The sequence below is a fragment of the Pseudomonadales bacterium genome, assembly GCA_041395945.1.
Taxonomy (GTDB): Bacteria; Pseudomonadota; Gammaproteobacteria; order Pseudomonadales; family Azotimanducaceae; genus SZUA-309.
Window position 1 is genome coordinate 3,431,133 of record JAWKZN010000001.1, and the last position, 19,320, is coordinate 3,450,452.

At 62.3% G+C, this 19,320-nt stretch carries 18 protein-coding genes; 6 read left to right on the plus strand and 12 right to left on the minus strand.

The window, feature by feature from the left end; translation table 11 throughout:
* Positions 1-36: 36 nt before the first annotated feature.
* Entirely contained in the window at positions 37-2,493 is a 2,457-nt protein-coding gene (locus tag R3E82_15790) for a hypothetical protein (protein MEZ5552346.1), read from the plus strand.
* Positions 2,494-2,531: 38 nt separating this feature from the next.
* On the opposite strand, the gene R3E82_15795 is transcribed toward R3E82_15790, so the two are convergent.
* The 3 genes from R3E82_15795 to R3E82_15805 form a co-directional block, all read right to left on the minus strand.
* On the minus strand, positions 2,532-3,713 hold the full coding sequence (locus tag R3E82_15795; GenBank protein ID MEZ5552347.1) for a hypothetical protein: 1,182 nt from the start codon (positions 3,711-3,713) through the stop codon (positions 2,532-2,534).
* 63 nt (positions 3,714-3,776) lie between these two features.
* Positions 3,777-4,778, minus strand: a complete 1,002-nt coding sequence (locus R3E82_15800) for a hypothetical protein (protein MEZ5552348.1) — start codon at positions 4,776-4,778, stop codon at positions 3,777-3,779.
* 292 nt (positions 4,779-5,070) lie between these two features.
* A complete protein-coding gene (locus R3E82_15805; GenBank protein ID MEZ5552349.1) occupies positions 5,071-6,021 on the minus strand; it encodes a hypothetical protein in 951 nt (316 codons plus the stop codon).
* 319 nt (positions 6,022-6,340) lie between these two features.
* On the opposite strand from R3E82_15805, the gene dbpA reads away from it, so the two are divergent.
* Both dbpA and R3E82_15815 read left to right on the plus strand, forming a co-directional pair.
* Positions 6,341-7,732: an ATP-dependent RNA helicase DbpA gene (gene dbpA / locus R3E82_15810; protein MEZ5552350.1), complete on the plus strand. Its 1,392-nt coding sequence runs from the start codon at positions 6,341-6,343 to the stop codon at positions 7,730-7,732.
* Positions 7,733-7,747: 15 nt separating this feature from the next.
* Entirely contained in the window at positions 7,748-9,166 is a 1,419-nt protein-coding gene (locus R3E82_15815; protein MEZ5552351.1) for an MATE family efflux transporter, read from the plus strand.
* A gap of 20 nt (positions 9,167-9,186) precedes the next feature.
* Here the strand turns inward: R3E82_15815 and R3E82_15820 are convergent, their stop codons facing one another.
* Both R3E82_15820 and R3E82_15825 read right to left on the minus strand, forming a co-directional pair.
* Entirely contained in the window at positions 9,187-10,638 is a 1,452-nt protein-coding gene (locus tag R3E82_15820) for a tetratricopeptide repeat protein (protein ID MEZ5552352.1), read from the minus strand.
* 30 nt (positions 10,639-10,668) lie between these two features.
* Entirely contained in the window at positions 10,669-11,355 is a 687-nt protein-coding gene (locus tag R3E82_15825; protein MEZ5552353.1) for a hypothetical protein, read from the minus strand.
* Positions 11,356-11,616: 261 nt separating this feature from the next.
* Here R3E82_15825 and R3E82_15830 point away from each other — a divergent pair, with 261 nt between their 5' ends.
* Positions 11,617-12,234, plus strand: a complete 618-nt coding sequence (locus R3E82_15830; protein MEZ5552354.1) for a glutathione S-transferase family protein — start codon at positions 11,617-11,619, stop codon at positions 12,232-12,234.
* Between the two features lie 121 nt (positions 12,235-12,355).
* Here the strand turns inward: R3E82_15830 and R3E82_15835 are convergent, their stop codons facing one another.
* From R3E82_15835 to R3E82_15865, 7 genes are all read right to left on the minus strand, one after another.
* Positions 12,356-13,633 carry an alpha/beta fold hydrolase gene (locus tag R3E82_15835; GenBank protein MEZ5552355.1) on the minus strand — a complete coding sequence of 426 codons (1,278 nt, stop codon included), beginning with the start codon at positions 13,631-13,633 and terminating at the stop codon, positions 12,356-12,358.
* A 26-nt stretch (positions 13,634-13,659) separates the two neighbouring features.
* Positions 13,660-14,031: a hypothetical protein gene (locus R3E82_15840; protein MEZ5552356.1), complete on the minus strand. Its 372-nt coding sequence runs from the start codon at positions 14,029-14,031 to the stop codon at positions 13,660-13,662.
* A gap of 316 nt (positions 14,032-14,347) precedes the next feature.
* A complete protein-coding gene (locus tag R3E82_15845) occupies positions 14,348-15,214 on the minus strand; it encodes an SDR family oxidoreductase (GenBank protein ID MEZ5552357.1) in 867 nt (288 codons plus the stop codon).
* A 101-nt stretch (positions 15,215-15,315) separates the two neighbouring features.
* Complete coding sequence (locus tag R3E82_15850) at positions 15,316-15,795, minus strand: hypothetical protein (protein ID MEZ5552358.1); 480 nt, start codon at positions 15,793-15,795, stop codon at positions 15,316-15,318.
* Between the two features lie 11 nt (positions 15,796-15,806).
* Positions 15,807-16,877, minus strand: a complete 1,071-nt coding sequence (locus R3E82_15855) for a hypothetical protein (GenBank protein MEZ5552359.1) — start codon at positions 16,875-16,877, stop codon at positions 15,807-15,809.
* Entirely contained in the window at positions 16,867-17,304 is a 438-nt protein-coding gene (locus R3E82_15860) for a DUF6152 family protein (GenBank protein ID MEZ5552360.1), read from the minus strand. Before R3E82_15860 ends, R3E82_15855 begins: the two co-directional genes overlap by 11 nt.
* A 3-nt stretch (positions 17,305-17,307) precedes the next feature.
* The gene (locus R3E82_15865) at positions 17,308-18,141 is read right to left on the minus strand and encodes a hypothetical protein (protein ID MEZ5552361.1); all 834 of its coding nucleotides are present in this window, start codon (positions 18,139-18,141) and stop codon (positions 17,308-17,310) included.
* Between the two features lie 218 nt (positions 18,142-18,359).
* On the opposite strand from R3E82_15865, the gene R3E82_15870 reads away from it, so the two are divergent.
* Positions 18,360-18,650, plus strand: coding sequence for a hypothetical protein (locus R3E82_15870; GenBank protein MEZ5552362.1), 291 nt, complete (start codon positions 18,360-18,362; stop codon positions 18,648-18,650).
* A 95-nt stretch (positions 18,651-18,745) separates the two neighbouring features.
* Complete coding sequence (locus R3E82_15875) at positions 18,746-19,306, plus strand: hypothetical protein (protein ID MEZ5552363.1); 561 nt, start codon at positions 18,746-18,748, stop codon at positions 19,304-19,306.
* Positions 19,307-19,320: the final 14 nt, after the last annotated feature.

Here is a 19,320-nt window from a genome sequence, read left to right on the forward strand (position 1 = left end):
TGACAGCAACTGGCCGTCGCCCATCCGGCATGCGCCATGATGTGGCGCAGTAGCCTGATCATCGCCGTACTGGCGTTCTCCCAGGTGGCTTTTGCTGCTTCCTGGCAGACCACACGCTTTTCCGTGTCGCCGGGGCCACCGCTGGTAAATCCTGAGCTGCTCGGCCCGAGCGTTGATATCTTTGCGGAAGAAGCAAACAATCGCGACGACTCTATCCCCCAGCACACCCTCGACGAGATCGCCGCAGCGCTGAGCGACGCAGCACAGTGGTACGAGTCGCGTAATTTTCCCGAGCCAGTGCTGTTTCCTGTCGTCGATACACCGGAAGGGCCAGCCTTTCAGGTCTACGCGTGCAGTGAGCGATGGGTTGCCCAGGGTCTTCTGCAGGGCCTGCTGGGCGCCGTTTTCGGTGAGAACGCTGCGGTCGCTTCCTCTCCGTACAGTTTCTGTGACAAGTCCGGCGCCTACACCTCCATCTGCGGCAACTACAATCGCAATCAGTTCTTCTATCTGAATCTGGACAGAACGACCGACGCCAACGGACGGTTGAACGCGAACGGTTACCAGACGATTGCCCACGAGATGATGCACGCCATCTCGGAACGCACGGCACTGGGTGGTCCGAGCAGCTGTCAGCGCGGCAAATGGCTCGGTGAAGGCCTGGCGGATGCCATCAGCTTCGACATCATGGAAGAGATCTGGTCCGGCCGGTTCATCTTTGCCAGCGACGACAATGCCGTATCCAAACGGTACGGCACCCGCCCCTACAGCATACCGCTCACCCGTTCGGAAGAAGTGCCGGTACCCAACACGCAGAATGCAACGGTGCTGGCCGGCTACCAGACCAGCTCGTTCTGGCGCTATATCGCAGATGCCTCCGGCGTCGGCTGGCGCATCTTGACCAACAGCAGCGACGGCAGGGATACCGGCATCCTGCATACATCGATGCCGAATCAGGTAAGCCCGGGCAACGAAGTCGACTGGCTGGACCGCGGCTTGCGTAACCGCCTGACCTACCGTCTCCGCGATCTCTTCGGGCTGTTCGCCAATCAGTTCGCCCACCAGGTTCCGCCGCTGAGCCGGTTCCAGGGCGAGCCGGCGGAAGACAATGTGGATGAATGGGTGCAGATGGCTTTCGATGACTGCCGCGAGGTTACGCTGAGCAATGACCGTCCCAGCGATCTGGTCAGCCTCGAGATCGAGCCGCTGGCCGGGCGCTGTGTGTGGGTGAATCCGACCAACTGGCCCGGGCTGGTACAGATCTCATTCCAGGCCATCAGCACCGATCGGCAACTGCTCGAAGACATTTCCATCGGCCGCGCGGGAACGGCACTGCTCAGCCGTGCGGTTCCGATCGGGCAACTCGGGGGGCCTGGTTCGGCGTATGTCAGCAGCTGGCGCGACTACCCCCAGGACGGCAGCGAGCGGACGCTATATGTCGTCACCAACTTTGCCACGACGCCGTCGAGCAGCAGGGCCAGACAGTTCGATCTGAGCGTTTCGCTGCCGATGAATACGGTATCGACTCGTAACGATGCGACGCTGCCGGTCGCTCCGGTAGCGCCGGCCCCCAAACCGCCAACCTACGACAAGCGCAATAAATCGGTGCGACAGCAGCGCGCAGACACGGCGAAGATGGTTGCCGAGCAGATGGATGCCGACAAACGCTCTCTGAACGCGCACACCCATGGCTCCACGAGCGTTTCGCGAAAGACGCAGATACCGCCCTGCACAGAACCCTTCCGTTACCAGGCCTGTGGTCCGCGCCTGGAGATCCTGCTGTCGGTAGTGCCGGGCACCTATGCTGCGCCCGGCCAGACCACTGCCGCAGGCGGCATCGCCGCCCAGGTCTTCGGCGGCCTGCAGGCCATGTCGGCCACCAGCCTGTGGGACTCACAACCGGTGATGCAGGAGCTTGTGGCGCAACTGGACCAGATCGACGGCAGCAACGTGTCCATCGCCATTCCGCTGATCGACTACGGCTTCAGTGGTTCCTTCGACAACGCATCCATTCACGTCGACATGTCGGGTGACCGCACCTTTCGGGCGATCGGGCCGCCGGATGCATCCGGATGGCCACCGCTCACCGGCCAGGTCACCATCCTTGAATACACGCCGTTCAATCTGCGTGGCAGCTTCACCGCACCGCTGGCAGAGTTCGTGCCTTCGGGCAGTGACGCGCCAGCCATTTACGTGCGGCGCGACACCGTCCACGGCACCTTCAACTCGGTCGCTCCCTGGCAGGTGGACGAACGGGTGCAGACCTACATTCCGGACACCCAGGAGGAAATGGCCGAGGATATCGCCAACACGCTCGGAGTCAGACGCCGGCCCACACCCGGGACCGGATCCTCGAGCTCGGGAGATGGATCGGCGGGTTCCAGCGGTTCCGGGCAGGTTATTCACGATTGCACCTGCGAGTGTGAGATGCAGCCGTTCGCAGACGAGCTGTGCAGTCTGCTGTGTGAAGAAGAATTTGCTCTCTGCGAGTAACGCAATTTCCTGATCAGCAGCGGGTGGCCGTCAGAGCATCAATAGGCGCGCAGCCTGAAGGTGGTCTCCAGCACCGGCGCGCCATTGTGTGTGCAGCGGACGAGCCGTTCCTTGCCGTCGCCGGAAACAGACTGATCGGCGACCTGGTACATGGGCACAAACAGGTGGCCGCTCGCCGACGGCAGGTCGACGCTGCGCGGTATCGGCGGGTCAGCACTGGCTGCAGCGCTGCCCACCCGCTGGGATTCGATCGGCTTTCCGTTCTCATCCAGCGGCGCCATGCTGATCTGGAGATCTTCAGGGGAATCGGCGCTGGCGATGACTTTTGAGAACATGCCCAGCAGTTGCGCCATGCCATCTTCCTGACCGGCGGGTTTACTTTCTTCCTGGGTCCGGGTCTGGTGGGCGTCGGCGCCTAGCTTGAGCAGGCTGCCGATAAAGTCTTCCTCTCCACCACTGGTCGAGACGGAACACTCGAGTGGCTTGCTCGGATCGGCGTTGCGGTAGTCGAATTCCATGCCGAATCTCGTACACCGGTTGCCGCCGCAGACATCCTGACCGCCGACACGGATGTCCGCCGACTGCTCACACACGCTCTCACCGCAGAGCGGCCCGGCACGAAATTCGGATATGCGCATCGCATCCACAGTGACACCCGGATAGGAATCGAACACCGGCTCGACCGAACCGCCATTTGCCGCAACGCACACTGAATCACCCCCGCACTGACGACTTGCACCGTCCGGACACCGGAAAGCGGGTTCCTGCGCGCCGGCGTCGTCGCGGGTGTATTCGTAAGTGATATAGCCATCATAAGGCCCCTTGCCGACGAGCCAGGAGCCTGCATCGAGACCGAACTGATCGATGATATCGGCATCGCACTGCGCCTGGCAGTCACCACCCCGGGCACCATCGAGCAGACAGTTGTCCAGACACTGGTCGTGCACGCGGCAGCCGTTGTGCGTTCCACACTCGTAGGTCACCACCCGTTGCAGCCGCGCGGGCCCGGCACATTCATAGCTGACCGACTTCGTACAGCTGTCCGGACAGCCGGCACCGCAGGCGCCCCGGCACTGATTGGCGCGATTGCCGACCTTCGGACCGAAGTCGTTGCGAACCGATGTCCCCGGCTCAGGCGACCACTGAGCTGCATTTGCCGGGACCGATAGGCCAAGCACCACAGCCAGCAGGATCGCCACCACTGCTGAATATCTATTCACTTCCGCCTCCTCTGCTGACTTCCCAGTCCGCGGGCGCTGGTCGCCTGCGGCAGCCGCACAAACTCAGGGGTTCTTGCAGCGCTCCACCGCATCTTCGCTGATACCGAGATCCTTCGCTGCAGCAGACACGTCGGAGACTGTCGCATCAGCCTCATAAATGTCCGCCGCCGCCTGACCCAGTTCCGGGCCACCGAAGCGTCGCGCCACGCGGGATGCAGCACTGAACATGCGGCCCAGACCGCGCTTGGTCTGCTGCTGCCCCTGGGCTGCCTCCTGGGCCTCGCGCAGGCATTCCTGCTGGCGGGTGGCCAGATCGCTCGTCCCACCCTGGGCCGGCGCGGTGCCTGCAGTCGACGCGACAGCAGGCGCCGAGCCAGCCGCACCCTGACCGAACAGCCCGCTGAGCCCCGCCATGCTGCCCATATCCATCGGCTTGAGATTGGGGGGCAACTCGAAATACCCGGGATCCTGAGGCCGCAGATTGAGCTCAGTGAACTCCATCGATATCCGCTGACCTTTGCTGCCTTTGCTCGAATAGATCATGTCCATCTTGATGGGCACACCCGTATCCGTCACCCAGATGAATCCGGCGCCCTTACCGTCCTTGTCCTTGAACTGGGTCTTGTACTTGGTGGCATCGTGACCATTGATCGCCTCCCGGCCAGTGCGTTCGATGCGGCTGAACTCGAGCCCGTTGGAGGTCTGCATGAGCCCACCTTCCAGCGTATCCTCACGGTAGTAGCCCATGGACGGGAGGAGAATGAAACTCTTGCCGAGATCTTCGCGCAGGATCACGGCGCTCGACATGCCGCTCATCTGTAGTTCCGTGTACATCTTCCCCGGCGCACGACGTTCGATCGCTTCTATCTGAGCGTCCTTCACTTCCATGACGCGCGTACCGTCGTAGGACACATTCATGTCTATGCCGAGCTGAGAGGCCCACTTCTCGTAGGGGTGCACACCGCCCAGGGCCGACACACTCAGCAGCGCAAGACCTGCCGCACCGAGGATCGCGGCAAGTGTGTACCTCACACTACCCGGACCTGTTTCCTTCGTTCCACTCATGATTTTCTCCGCTCTCTGTACTCTTGAAAATCCATCCACAGCCCGCCAGGCTCAACGCAGCAGGCGTCGGCGCAGGACAGGCCAAACCCGGATACCGTCGCCAACCCGGAAGCGGCACGCCGGCGGCATCCCTTAAGCCTCCGGACCATACCATCGGCCAGCGGGTGATCAAACAGTCTGGTGCGTGCCGGCGGCCTGCGGAGAGGCCGATTCCCCCGATCAGCAGCCGCTGCAGGGCTTTGCGGGTGTGCTGACGAGCTTCCTCGCACTGTGGAGACCGGCAGAACGCGGCTCAGCGCAGCTTCAGCATCAACACCAGAAGCAGCGGGGTCCCCACCGCCTGCAGCAGCATGAAACGCACAAGGACCTGTGTGTTGGTCCAGCCCAGGTTCTTGCGCACATGATCGTGCAACGGATAGCGGACATTCCGGAATATCGGAATCCGGAAGAAGCGCAGCAGCGCGACCTTGAGCAGACCCGTGCCGCCATTGACCAGCACCACGGTCGCCACCACAAACACCAGGAACGGATTACCGGAGGCGAGCACCAGCACACCGGTCATCAGTCCGATCGGCCGTGACCCGGCATCGCCCATCAGCACCATGCTTGGATTGCAGTTGTACCAGAGATAGCTCGCCAGACAGCCGACCATCGCAAAGGCGAGCAGTGCCCAATCCGGTCCGTTCAGATAGTGGGGCACGAGCAGGTACTTCGATACATCGACATGGCCCACCACGCCATACAGGAAGGCGCCGAGAAAGGTCAGCGCCATCGCCGAAAGGCTGCCCGAGAGGCCATCGACCCCATCGGTGGCATTGGTCGAATTGATGGTCACCCAGATCAGCACCGCGCCCGCGCTGATGAACAGCCACGGCTCGATCAGCAGCGGCGTCTTGAGGAACGGCAGCCATACCTCGGACCCCGCAAAGCGACACACGGCACTCGCAGCGATGATGCTCACGAGCAGATCGCAGGCACCCAGGGTGTACTCGCTCCAGCCGCCGCGGGTTCTGTCGTCGAGAAACCCGATCCACATGGCGAAGACGATGCAACCGATCACCGCCAGATACGGCCACTCCAGGGGCATCACCAGCAGCGCGATCACGGCAAATATCGGGACGAAAATGACGCCCGCTGACATGGGCTTGCCGATGCTCTTGTCCGCGTCTATCGCATGGGCGCGTCCCTGATCCCGTGGCAGCAGATGCCAGAACCTGGGCAGCAGCCAGAAGGTCAACACCACCGCAGTCGCGCCGGCAAAACCGGCGAGGAACAGGTAGCTGGTGAAGAGCCGCAGCGGGCCGAACAGATGACCGAAGTGCTCTGCGAGCGTTTGTAGGATGGCGGCTCCTTGAGACGGCCAGCGCGATGGCGCGATCGGGCCGGATTATGCCACGACTGCGTGCCCGCGCCGGGTACTGATTCGATCACCGGAATTTACTTATCCGAATGCGCACCTGACATACTGCTGCGCAGGACACCAGGGGGATTTACAGAATGACTGGTATCGAACCGATCACCCGGAGTCCGGGAGAGCTGCCAGCATCTGACCCGCAGGAATTGTGAAAAAAGATACCGCCACGAGTTTCGCAACGCTGAAACTCTCCAGTGCCATGCTGAAAAACCTGGAATCCCTGGGTTATGCCGCCATGACCCCGATTCAGGCACGCAGTCTGCCCCTGATCATGGCGGGCAGAGATCTGATCGCCCGGGCCAAAACCGGCAGCGGCAAGACGGCCGCCTTCGGTATCGGACTGCTGGAACAGATCAACCCCGCCTTCTTCGGCGCGCAGGCACTGGTGCTGTGCCCGACTCGGGAACTGGCTGACCAGGTGGGCAAGGAGCTGCGCCGACTGGCTCAGGCCATCCCCAATATCAAACTGGTGTCCTTAGTTGGCGGCAAACCGTTCGGGCCGCAGAAAGGCAGTCTCGAGCACGGTGCGCACATCGTGGTCGGCACACCCGGCAGAGTGCTCGATCATCTGCACAGGGGCACACTCAGCCTCACCGGCCTGCAGACACTGGTGCTCGACGAAGCCGACCGGATGCTCGACATGGGCTTTTCCGACGCCATGCTGCAGATCATCGCGCAGACACCCAGACAGCGACAGACGCTGCTGTTCTCTGCAACCTACCCCGATGCCATAGCCGGGATCAGTCGCAGCATTCAGCGCGATCCGGTGACCGTGACTGTCGAATCGATGCACAAGCCCGGCGTGATCGAGCAGATTTTCTATCAGGTAAAGAAACACGAGCGCGACGACGCACTGCTGGCGCTGTTTGAGCACTACCAACCTGAATCGGCGCTGGTGTTCTGTCAGACCCGTGTTCAATGCGACAAAACCGCCCGGTTTCTCGCCGAACATCGCATTGAATCGCTGGCCATACACGGCGATCTGGATCAGCGCGAACGCGATCAGGTGCTGGTGCAGTTCGCCAATAACAGCTGCCCGGTGCTGGTGGCCACCGATGTTGCCGCACGCGGCCTGGACATCAAATCGCTGCAGGTCGTCATCAACTATGAGCTGCCCCGGGATCCGGAAATTTACGTCCATCGCATCGGCCGCACCGGTCGTGCCGGCGAACGCGGCATGGCACTGTCAATCTACACAGACGCGGAGCAGGTTCGCCTGAATGCCATCGAGGAATACCTGTCTGAGTCCTGTATCTGCGACGTCGTCGAGTCTCTGGATCGCAGTCCCGATTTCACCCTGAGCGGCCGCATGGCCACTATCGAGCTGAATGCAGGCCGCAAGCAGAAACTGCGCCCGGGGGATCTGCTCGGCGCGCTGACCGGTGATGCGCAGATCGACGGCGCCTGCGTTGGCAGAATTGATATCTTCGACATGCGCAGCTTTGTCGCACTGGACCGCAGCGTCGTCAGAGCGGCACTTGCCTATCTGGCAGACGGCAAGGTCAAGGGCCGCAGCATCCGTGCCCGGAGAATCCGTTGAGCGGAAGAGATCGCAGTGCCGGGCTTCGTCGTTGGCCAGCAGCATCAACCTGCGAGTGAGCAGGTCGGACATGCCCGGAAACGCAGTACCGATGTCCAGGTGAACGTTCCCGAACCCCTCACCCGCCCCGCCATCTTCCAGCGCGCCTGGCCGATCATCCTCGCCAATGCCTCGGTGCCCGTGCTCGGTCTTGTCGACACCGCGGTGATCGGCAACTTCGGCGGTATCGCCGATCTTGGCGCCATCGCCTTCGGTGCGCTGATCATGAGTTTTGTCTACTGGGGCTTCGGCTTTCTGCGCATGGGCACGACGGGCTTCGTCGCCCAGGCTGTGGGCGCCCGCAATGAGGCGGAAGTGCGCGCGACTCTGGCGCGCGCACTGGCGCTGGCTGCCGTGCTCGGGGTCAGCCTGATCCTGCTGCAGTGGCCCATCCTCCGCGGCGCCCTGTGGTTTCTTGACGGCAGCACCGAGGTGGAGCGGCTGGCCGCCGATTACTTTGTGATCCGTATCTGGGCTGCACCCGCCACGCTGGGCACATTTGCGCTCATGGGTCTGCTCATCGGACTCGGACGCAGCCGGGCTCTGCTGCTGGTGCAGCTGGTGCTCAACGGCACCAACATCGTGCTGGATGTCTGGTTTGCGGGCGTGCTGGGCTGGGGGTCGCAGGGTATCGCCCTCGGCACCGCGATCGCCGAATGGGCGAGCCTGTTCGTGGCGGCGGCGATTGTGATCCGCATCCTGAAGGATCGTCATCGGGATCCGGAGCCCCTCTTCGCAGGGGCCTGGCTGCGCGATGCTGCAAAGCTCAAGCGCATGCTGGCAGTCAACTCGGACATCATGATCCGCACCCTGCTGCTGGTGTCTGGTTTCAGCTGGTTTCTGCGCCAGAGCAGTCAGTTCGGCGACGTGGTGCTCGCCGCCAACCACATTCTGCTGCAGCTGGTGTCGTTTTCGGCTTTCTTCCTCGACGGTTACGCGTTCGTCGCTGAAGCCGTCGTGGGCGAGGCGATCGGTGCCCGTAATCGTGCGCACTTCGACCTGGCGGTGCGGCGCTCGACCGAACTGGCCGCCGGTACTGCCATCCTTCTGACGCTGGCGTTGCTGCTGCTGCAGACACCGGCACTGCACGCACTCACCGACATCGAACCGGTCCGGCAGGCGGCAGGCGCCGCACTGCCGCTGGCGGCGCTGTACGTGCTCTGCTCCTTCCCGGCATTTCAGCTCGACGGCATCTTCATCGGCGCAACCCGCACACGCGACATGCGCAATGCGTCCCTGCAGTCTGTGGCGGTTTTCATCGCCGTCAGCGGGCCGCTGGTCAGCTTCGCCGGGAACCATGGCCTGTGGCTGGCGTTCGTAATCTATGTGTGTGCGCGGGCGGCAGCCCTGCTGCGGTATTTTCCCGGTTTGAGAAGGTCTGTCGCTGTACCCTGAGCGGGTCTGTTGCATCTCACTCAGACTGCTCCGGCCCGCTGCGCCTGGGCCCGCACGTCGGCTTCGATCTTCGCAAGCAGTTGCAGGAAGCGGCGATCATCGCGCAGCGGCAGGAACGACGGGTAGCGGTCCAGGCGCACAAAGTTGTCGAAATCGTAGAGCGTCCGGTAGACCTGGCGGTAGGCATCCTCCAGCTCAGCCACCGCTTCCTCCTTACGTTCCAGTCGCGCCAGTGCCTGTGCCCTGATGAGCTTGCGGAAGATGGGATCGTAGCCTTCGGGATTCGGCGCATTGACCTCCAGCAGCCGCTCGAGCAGCAGCCTGGCCTGCTCCGGGTGTTCCTCGAGCATCAGCAGATTGGCCGCCAGCAGCACATTCCCCGGCTCGATGCGGGTCAGCTCCGGAGCCGGGCCCAGCAGCGTCGGCTCGAGACGGCGCAGATGCTCGCGGGCCTTGTCCAGTGCGCCGCTGTTGAGGGCCGCGAGCACCAGCATCGGTCGCCAGATCCGGTCGCCACTCTGTTCGAGTTCCGCCTCGGCATGGCGCAGTGCCGCCTCGTCGTCTCCGGCCATCACCTTGCGCACCATTTCCGCGACTGCCCGGGAGTAGGGCACATCGTGCATCTCATCGAGCGTTTTCAGCACCAGACCAGGTGCCCCGAAATTGAGATACAGGTGCGCCAGCGCGAAGCTGCCCCGGGGTGAGACACCGGATGCGTGGGCCTGCTGCAGATGCGGCAGAGCCAGATCCAGCGCGCCGGATTCCACCAGCAGCTCGCCCAGCTCCAGATGCGCCGGTGCATGGTCCGGACTCAGCGCCAGCACCCGCTCCAGCACATCCCGGGCTTCACCCAGGCGGCCGTTGCCGCGCAGCGCTTCGGCGTGCTGCAGTCGCACCCCACGATCGAGGGGATCACTCGCGACCGCCAGCTCGGTGATCCTCACCGCGCTCTCCCAGCGACCGAGCCGCACCAGCAGTGCACCGAAGCTGCGCAGCACTTCCGGATCGCCGGGTGCCAGATCGAGCGCTCTGGCGAGAAAGCGCTCGGCCAGTGTCGAGTACTGCACTTCGTCGGTGCGCAGCGCCAGCAGATCGTAGACCTGTCCGGCGGTCAGATTCGCCGCGACACTGTCCGGCGCCAGCTTCACAGCGCGCTCGACAGCTTCGATCGAGGCAGCGGCGGCGGGTTCGAAATCCAGGGTCAGGAAGGCGCCGGCGAGCAGAATGGTGGCTCGCGCATAACCGGCCAGCGCCTCCACATCATCCGGAGACTGCTCGAGGACTTCGCTGAACAGCGCACGCGCCTGGGTGAGCGATTCTCTGCTGCGTTCCCGCAGCAGACCGGTCGCCACCAGAAAGCGTGAGTGGGTGCTGGAAGCACCCTGTGCCGAGTGATCGTGGCTGTCAGCGAGCAGAGTCGTCTTCAGCACTGCCGCCACGTGCGCGGCTATGTCGTTCTGAATGGCCAGCACATCGGTGAGCTCGCGATCGTAAGTACGCGACTACAGATGAAACCCGTCCTGCGCAGACACGAGCTGCACCGTCACCCGTACGCGTTCACCCGCGCGCCGCACGCTGCCTTCCAGCAGGTGGGCCACACCGAGCTGTCTGCCGATCTCCCGCAGATCCTGGTCCCGGTCCTTGAAGTAGAAAGACGAAGTCCGACCCGGCACCTTCAGACCTTCAAGCTGCGCCAGGCCGTTGATCAGCTGGTCGGTGAGTCCGTCGGCAAAATAACCGTCTTCCCGGTCGTCGGAGAAAATGGCAAAGGGCAGCACAGCCACCGATCGCTGATCGGCGCTGACGGCGTCGGGTGTCGGACCGGCGGTCGTCGTTTGTGTCGCATCTCCCTGCCAGCTGATGACCTGTACGACGGTCACCGCAACCACCAGGATCACTGCGGCGAGCAGCGCCAGATCCAGCCAGCCGGGTGCCGCGGGCGGGGATGCAGTGTCCGTGTCTCCAGTCGCTGCTGCCGGTTCGGCCTGCACTACCCAGGCAATGATCATGGCCACGGGCAGACCGGCGACCAGCAGCACAGCGACGAAACCCACGGTCCAGACCGGCAGGGAAAGAAGGGACGCCGCGGCTTCTACCGCCTGCACCACACCCCAGCCGGCGACCACATAAGCACCTGCCACACGAAGCACCTTGCGACGCCTGAGATTGGCCAGCCAGCGATCCAACATCGGAGCGTTTCCGCACGCTAAACGGCGCCGTAGTATGTGCCATCCGGGGCATCGCGCAAGAGTCGGGGTGCGCATGGATGGCGGTACCGCCTGCACGCAGCCGCCCGGGCCTCGCAGGCGTCTGCGCAGGCAGCAAAGTGATCTCCTGTGGCGATTGCCGCTGGTGTCGATACAGGCGGCTGTGGAATTACCCCGGGAGTAATCGGCCACGTGCTGGTGAGCGGTTAAGCTGACGCAAATCGATGAGCGCAGGAGTACGTTATGCTGAAACTTTACGCCGCGCCGCGCACCCGCAGCCTGCGGGTGGCCTGGCTGCTCGAAGAGCTGGGCACAGAGTACGAAGTGATTCTGTCCGACTTCGTGCCCACCCGGTCCCGGTTCTTCATCCAGCAGACACCCACAGGAAAGTTTCCCACCATCGACGACGACGGCTTCATCCTCTTCGAGTCCGGTGCCATCGTCGAATACCTGCTGGAAAAGCATGGGGACACCACACTGCTCCCGGCGCCGGGCTCCCGTGAAAAAGGTGAGTGGCTGCAGTGGGTACATTTCGCCGATGGCACGGCCTTCCCACCGCTGGGTATCGTGATCTGGCTGGCCGTATATCGCGACGACGCTGACCAGCACCCGGCGCTGATCGAAGATGCGCGGCAGCGTGCCCGCACCGCCTTCGAGTTACTGGAACGGCAGCTCGCAGACCGTGCCTGGATCCTCGGTGAGCATTTCAGCGCGGCAGACATCATGCTCGGTTTCACACTGCTGGCGGCGCGCCTGCTGGGTATCGTGCAGGTGGACAGCGAACTCGGCCGCTACGTCGGGCGGCTCGAAGAGCGGCCCGCGTTCCAGCGAGCGCTGGAGCGGACCGGGGGATTTGGCTGAGCGCCGAGCAGTCCAGGGAGCCTCTGATCAAGTATCAACGCCTCAGCGTGTTGCAGCGGGCGTTGTATTCCTGATCGCTGAGATCATCACCCATGCGCACCCAGTCCCCGGCAGCAGGCCGCTACTGAGACGGCCGGGATCGGCTCATCAGTCCGCGCACGCCCTGAATGAGTTTTTCCTCGAAGATCGCGCGGGAGTAATCGCGCATATGTATGGCCTGCCGGCTGCTCAGGGACATCCGCAGGGACCGGGGAAGCTCTACGTCTTCCAGATAGACGACCAGGATGGATCTATTCTCATCAACGGCAAAATTCACTTCCTGTATACAGTACGGTGACGCCAGCGAGTGCTTTGAAGCAAACAGCAGAAACACATCGCAGGCTTCCACCGCCCGGGCAATCTGCTCACGCCAGACCGCCCCGGGGGAAATACTTGAATCAATCCACGACGGGAAGCCCTGCTGCTGGAGCTTTCTGACGATATCACCGAGCTCTGAAGCATCCAGATGCGAATAACACAGGAAGAGAAACGGCTCTTCGGGGACGGGCTGCGGCTCGCGGATGTGGGACAGCGAAACCTCGGCCGGGTTGATGGTCAGAGGAACACCAAGAAAGGGACTCACAGCCATGAAGAGCCTTTTCAGATCGCCTTCCCACAGATTCTGCTGATCGGAATCGAGCCCGACGAAACTGGCACCGGCAATCTGCGCAGCAACATCCTGCCCCAGTCGGGCCGGCACGGAACGGCTGCGCATCGCATGGAGCACCAGAGTGGGTGCCTGAATCGCACTCAGGAATTTGCTCACATCAACCCGGAATGCCAGCCGATACAGTCTGGCGCCCACCTTCGGATTGACCATCTGTGTACCGATCTCCAGAGTGCGCTGAGCCGAGCGCCTGGGATCGGGATGCGTGGCATTGCTCAGCAGCAGAAAGCCCATCTCAGGAAAGAACCGCAAGGCGTTGACCAGCAGAAAGCGTCTCACCGGCTGGGTGATCGCACTGCCGCGGGCATAGGTGCCATCGAGAATCAGGCGCTCCACCTTTTCCGGATACAGCGATGCGAATCTCATTGCGATCGGGCCGCCGAATGACGACCCCCACAGGATAACTCTGTCCAGCCCGAGATGATTGAGGAGGTCTTCGAGTTCGGCCACCAGCACCTTGATCGACAGATTCGATACATCCCGGTCCGATACGCCGTTACCCCGCATATCAAACCGGACTACTCGAAAGCGGGTGGATAGGGTCTCGATGAAAGTTCTGTATCCTTCACGCTCCCACAAAAGATCCAGGTGACTCAACCAGCCTCGCACGTAAACCAGCGGTGGTCCGGATCCATGCTCTGCGTAAGCGATCCGGACACCGTCTCTGGTCATGAAAAATTTGCGATCCGGCATCACCCCGCAACCTCGATCGAGTCAGATCACTCTTCGGCTGCAGCTTCCGGATAGGGTCCTTCAAGATGGATCGTGATCGCCGACGGGCTGCCACAGACACTTCTGGCTTCCCAGATGTGCACGCCGTACTCGTAGGCGGGCGCCCAGGAAACCGTGATCTGCAACCTCTCTCCTGCGGGTGGCTCGAGCGCACGTCGGATCACAGCCAGCAGCGAATCCTTAATGGACTTCGGAAAGGCGCGAAGCGCGGCGCGCTCCTGGGCCGTCTGCACAATACCCAATCGGCCCAGCAGATTTCCCAGATCGGTGTTGGGCTGAACTCTCACTTTCAGCTCCTGAATTCTATCGAAGCTGAAGGCTTCACTGGCGCGATTCGACATGACTTGCAAAAATGGCATGGCAGTTCTCCTTCCCCGGATCCCAATAATCCTATGCCCTTGCCAGCAACCACGCAACGGAACGACCGATTCGCGACAGACTCGCTGCAATACAGTGAGAAAGTAGGCCGGCCTGGTTTGACCGCGAAGGCTGCCGCGGGTTCGGACCGGGCGCGATCACACCACCCGGCGCCCGCAGACCCTGCACAGTGGCGGGCACATAACGCGGCGGCACACGGTAACCGTAAGGTTCGCTGGCACCTGGCGCGCAAGGGGAAACAGGAGCGCCGAGAGGTCCAGGGAGCCTCTGATCAAGTATCAGCACCTCGGAATCTCCCTAGATATCGATACCGAAGTGGGCCTTGAAGCGGGCGTTGTATTCCTGATCGCTGAGATCATCGCCCATTTGCACCCAGTCCTCGGCAGCAAGCCGCTGCCGGGCCGCCAGCATGCCTTCCGCATCCGGCCCCACCGGCCAGCGCAGCCGGTAGTCGTCGGTGGTGGCCGCCTGCAGAATGGCTTCAGCCACCTTCTCCGGCGGTACCGCACGTTTGAAACCGGCGGCGAACACCTTGCCGTTACGACGCATGATGGGCTGATAGGGCGAGGTCTTGTCGTAACGGGTCTGCTCGGCGGAATTCTCGAAGATACTGGTCATGATCACACCGGGTTCGACATTCACCACTCTCACTCCGAAGCGGTACACCTCGTGCGCCAGTGCTTCACCCAGACACTCCAGCGCCCACTTGGAAGCGGAATAGGGAATCTGGTTCGGCGTGGCCAGCAGGCCCACCGCCGAGGTGATGTTCACGATGCATCCCGTTTTGCGCTCACGCATGGAGGGCAGTACCGCCTGGATGCAGCGCACCGCGCCGAAGTAGTTGGTCTCGAACATCTGCTTGTGTTCGTCTTCCGGTGTCAGCTCCAGCGGTGAAGCGCCGCCGATACCGGCATTGTTGACGAGCAGATCAACGGGCCCCGTTTCGGCTACCTTCGCGAAAGCGTCGGTAACCGACTGGGCATCGCAGATGTCGAGCTGCACCACGCTCACCGGCAGCGATTCCGCTGCAGCCGCGGCCTGCAATGCTTGGGCCTTGCCGAGATTGCGCATGCCGGCAAACACCCGGTAACCGTTGCGGGCAAGGTGGAGGCTGGTGGTGAATCCGATGCCGGTACTGGTGCCGGTCACGACTGCAATCTGCATTCTGGTTACACGCTCTGCTGGGGATGCGTGATCTTCGGCGGGTGAGACCGGCGAGTCAAATCTGCTCGGGTAAACGGGTCAGCCGTCCGGTCCGAAGCGAATTATTCAAGATATTTTTCGAGCATATCCGCAGCCGGATCCCAGAACCGGACAGATTCGATCACCCCACCGTCAGTCAGCCGCATCACGGTGATATGGCCCGCTCGCTGCGGGAAAGGTTGCAGCAGCGCCATGTCGTCGGCGAGGACGATGCGATGCGGATACTTCCGCATTTTCGGGATCGCGAAAACTCTGCCGATGCCCGGCATTCCGTAGATGTTCGAGATGAAGACGGCCCTGTGGTCATCCAGATATGCCGCGCCTCTGTCGGCGAGAATCCCGTTGGCGGCTTTGCTGGAAGACATGTCGAAAGCGATCAGCACTGTCCTTGTATCCGTACCAAAGCGGTAGGTCTCACCATGCTGGTCGCTGGCCTCGAATTCAGGAAAGTGGTCGCCTGGGCCCAGCAATGATTCCGCATGAGCGCTGGAGCAGACGAGCGTGATCGCCAGAAGGAGAATCTGATGGACCGGTCGATTCACTCAATCGCCCTCTATTTGTCGAACCGTGAGCCGCTCAGCTGCGGATGATTCACCTCTTCGGGCATGTGGGTGGCCAGATCCCAGAGCCAGCGAACGCCGTTCACTCCCCGAGCCCGTTCACCGGCCAGCATGTTGACCATGCCGTAATTGCCTTCATGGCAGGCGTATTCGTAAATCTCGCCGTTGCTCGGTGAAAACATGAGTTCCCCGCGCCAGGGCTGGCGGTAGATCCCGTCATCCTCGACGACGAACGCATAGTGGATCCCGTCCGCGGAAATCCGTGTGAAGTATTCGGTGACCCTGCTGTCCTGCCCGACATACAGCTGATGTTTGATCGCGCCACGCAGACTCTGCTGCGGGTGAAACTGGGTGGTCTCCACAACCAGCGTGTCCCCTTCCCAGTGACCGATGGAATCACCCAGCCAGGGCCGAATCTGCGGGGGCAGTCGCTGCGCGTCGAGCCGTATCGTTCGTACCGAGTGATTCATTTCCACCAGGATCATCACCTGCTCCGGCGTCTGCACGAACTGGTAGTTGTTGTTATAGAGGACCGGCAGCATGGGCGGTCCGCCCGTGGAGCCGTATCCCACCAGACAGCGGTCGCCGGTCAGCTGCTCTTCCGGATTATTACGCTTCTGGGTCTGCACCATGTTCCACCAGAATCGCACCCACCCGTTAAGCGAATAGGGAACCCGGCCATTCGCCGGGTCGACGATGATGGACGTTCTCGGTTCACCATCGATGCGCAGAACCCTGGTGCCGCGTTCCAGCCAGGCGGTGTTGTAGCCGCCGACAATTTCTCCACTGGGAAGCTCGCCTGCGGGAAGGTTGTCGATCGCCGACGAGTTCTGTGCATCACGCGCCTCCAGAGCCCGTGCCGCTTCCTCACTGATCACCAGATCATCGATGCCTTTCAGACGCTCGAGACCGGTTACGGTGGCATTGGTCCAGGTACCCTGCAGATCCGGATCGCCCCAGGGCATGCGCGGCGTCTGCCAGATATCCGCAGCGGCCGATGCAGCCAGCAGGAGCAGCGCTGGCATCGTCAGCCAGCGCAGGTGGCGGGGCCGGTCAGCGTTCATTCGGATCGGCACCATCCTGCGGCGCACCCGTGCCTGAGGAACCCATGAACACCTTGCGGCCATCCGTGAATGCCAGATCCCGGCCGTTGGCTTTGCACGCCGGTACACAGTTGCGATCCCTGCTCTGATAACCGCGAACCAGTATTTCGGTGCCCACGGGCAGGGAGTGTCTGTCCAGACCGGCCCGCACCAGCGTATTGGGGGTACCCCCTTCGAACATCCAGTCGATGGTGGTGCCGTCGCTCTGCTCGACAGCCAGATAGATCCAGGCATGCGGATTTATCCAGTCCACCCGGGTGATACGACCGCGCACGCTCACAGGCACCTCGGCGTCGAACTCCGCGGAGAACGCATGATGGGCAGACGCCGTGCTCGATGTCAGACACGCGGAGAGCACAGCGGCAAGCAGGATGGGATTACGCAACATCTTTTACTCCAGCGGGTGTTTGCGCAGATGGCCGTACATGAGTTCTTCCACGAACTCGACACAGTTGAACTGCATCAGCCGATCATCCGGCGGCACGCGTCTGTAAATCGGCATCCTGATGGTCCAGGGCCGGGTGAACACGGCCGGGTCTTCGAGCGTGGCCTGGTAATCCAGGGTGTGCGCACTGGTGCGGGTGAAGCGTTCGGTGACTTTGAGAGCCGGGCTGTGAAAATTCCCCGATCGATCCAGCCAGGTCAGTCCGTTGAAGCCCGTTGTCTCGATCACCATGGTGTCCCCGTCCCAGTGCAGCCAGGACTGGCCCATCCAGCTGTCGATGGGCGCAGGGCCGGGATCCGCCAGGTGGATGTTGCGCACAGCACCTGCGTATTCATAGGAAAACACCAGAGCGTTGCTGTTCTGAAAGATCTGAAAGCCGAAATCCATGTAATTTGCCCGGGGGACACCGGGCAGGTAGCACCTGATCTCAGGATCCGACTCCAGCCAGCCGGCTCGATTGCGGTCCCGTTGCGCCAGTGCCTCGGGCGTGTAGGGAATCGGGCCACCAAGCACCACACCCAATCCCGCCGGTACCGCCCCTGCCGCACCGAGCGCGACGACTTCTTTTGCAGGTACGGGCACGACAGGCCCCTTGCGCAACACCCGCGCCGCCTGCGCGCCATGATCCTCCAGATTGTCGTTGGCTCTGTTGAGGACCTGCCAGACACCGTTGAAATCCGGCCTGCCGTTATCCATGCGCGGCGGCTCATAAGCCAGCTCGGCGGCCATTCCCGACCCGCAACAGGCCAGCAGCAGCACTACAGCTGCACAACGTGTCATTGAATCCACTACTCCCGGCATAGGCGGCCTGATGTCAGTTTTTGAGTGCGTCAGGCGGGAAAATCAACCGACAGAACCTTGAGTGGCAGCGAGAGGGGCTGTAACGCGCACAGCGCAGTGGTAATCTCCAGTAGCTCCAGGGGAGGCAGACCTTGCCGGCCAGCTGGAGTCAAACGTGATGAGCCGGCAGCAACCGGTCATCCGAAGGAATGCAGGCCATGCCCAGGCTGCTGATACAGACTCTCGCGGTGGTGTTCTTCATCACGGGCATGCTGCTGGCGCTGGAGTCCCGCGCTACCACCTCCGCAGACCCACACTTTGCTGGTGATCGTGCAGACGTCCACAGCGACGCGCTGGCCTCGGCGATCGACCCGGAAATCCCTCTCCCCTCCAAGGCTGACCACTCCGTCGACACCGGCTATCGCGCACCCCAGGCGCCGGGCGAGGCCAATGCATCGCCTGCACAATCGCGCAGAATCCATTTCGCCCGGGCACCACCCGGACTCTGAACGTCCGAATTTCCGAACGACGGCGGGCGGCGCGAGCTGCCCTTGAGGAATTCACGGCACCACCGGCACACCGGTGGGTGCCGGAGGAGACAGAAATGACAGTACTTGCACTACATACCGTGGAGACGATCGACCATCTCGTCTCACCCACAGAATATTCTGACGTGAATCTGCATTCGCCTGCGCTGAGTGTGTTCACCGACTTTCGAAAACATGAGCCGGTGGCCTTCGACGGCATGATGCGCGCGACAGATGCAGCACTCGATCTGCGGCAGAGCCGCCCGAGGCTACGCCTGGTGGTGGACCGGACTGGTGAGTTTATCGGCACCGTCACCCTGCGCGAGCTCTCGGAGGTGAATCTGCTGCGCCGGGTGGCGAACGGCATGACCCGTGAGGACCTGCTGGTGATGGATGTGATGAAACATCGCCACGAGCACCGGGCCCTGTGGTACGACGATCTGAGCCGCGCGAGCGTGAAGGACCTTGTCGACACCCTGCAGGACAGCGGCGAGAGCCACTGCCTGGTGGTGGAAGGCGAGACCCACAGCATCCGCGGGCTGATCGCCGCGAGCGACATGGAGCGGCGTCTGCACGCCAACCTGAGCAAAGACCGGGCGCCTACTTTTGCGGAGATCTTTGCTGCGGTGCATGGCTGAATCGGCTGACCCGC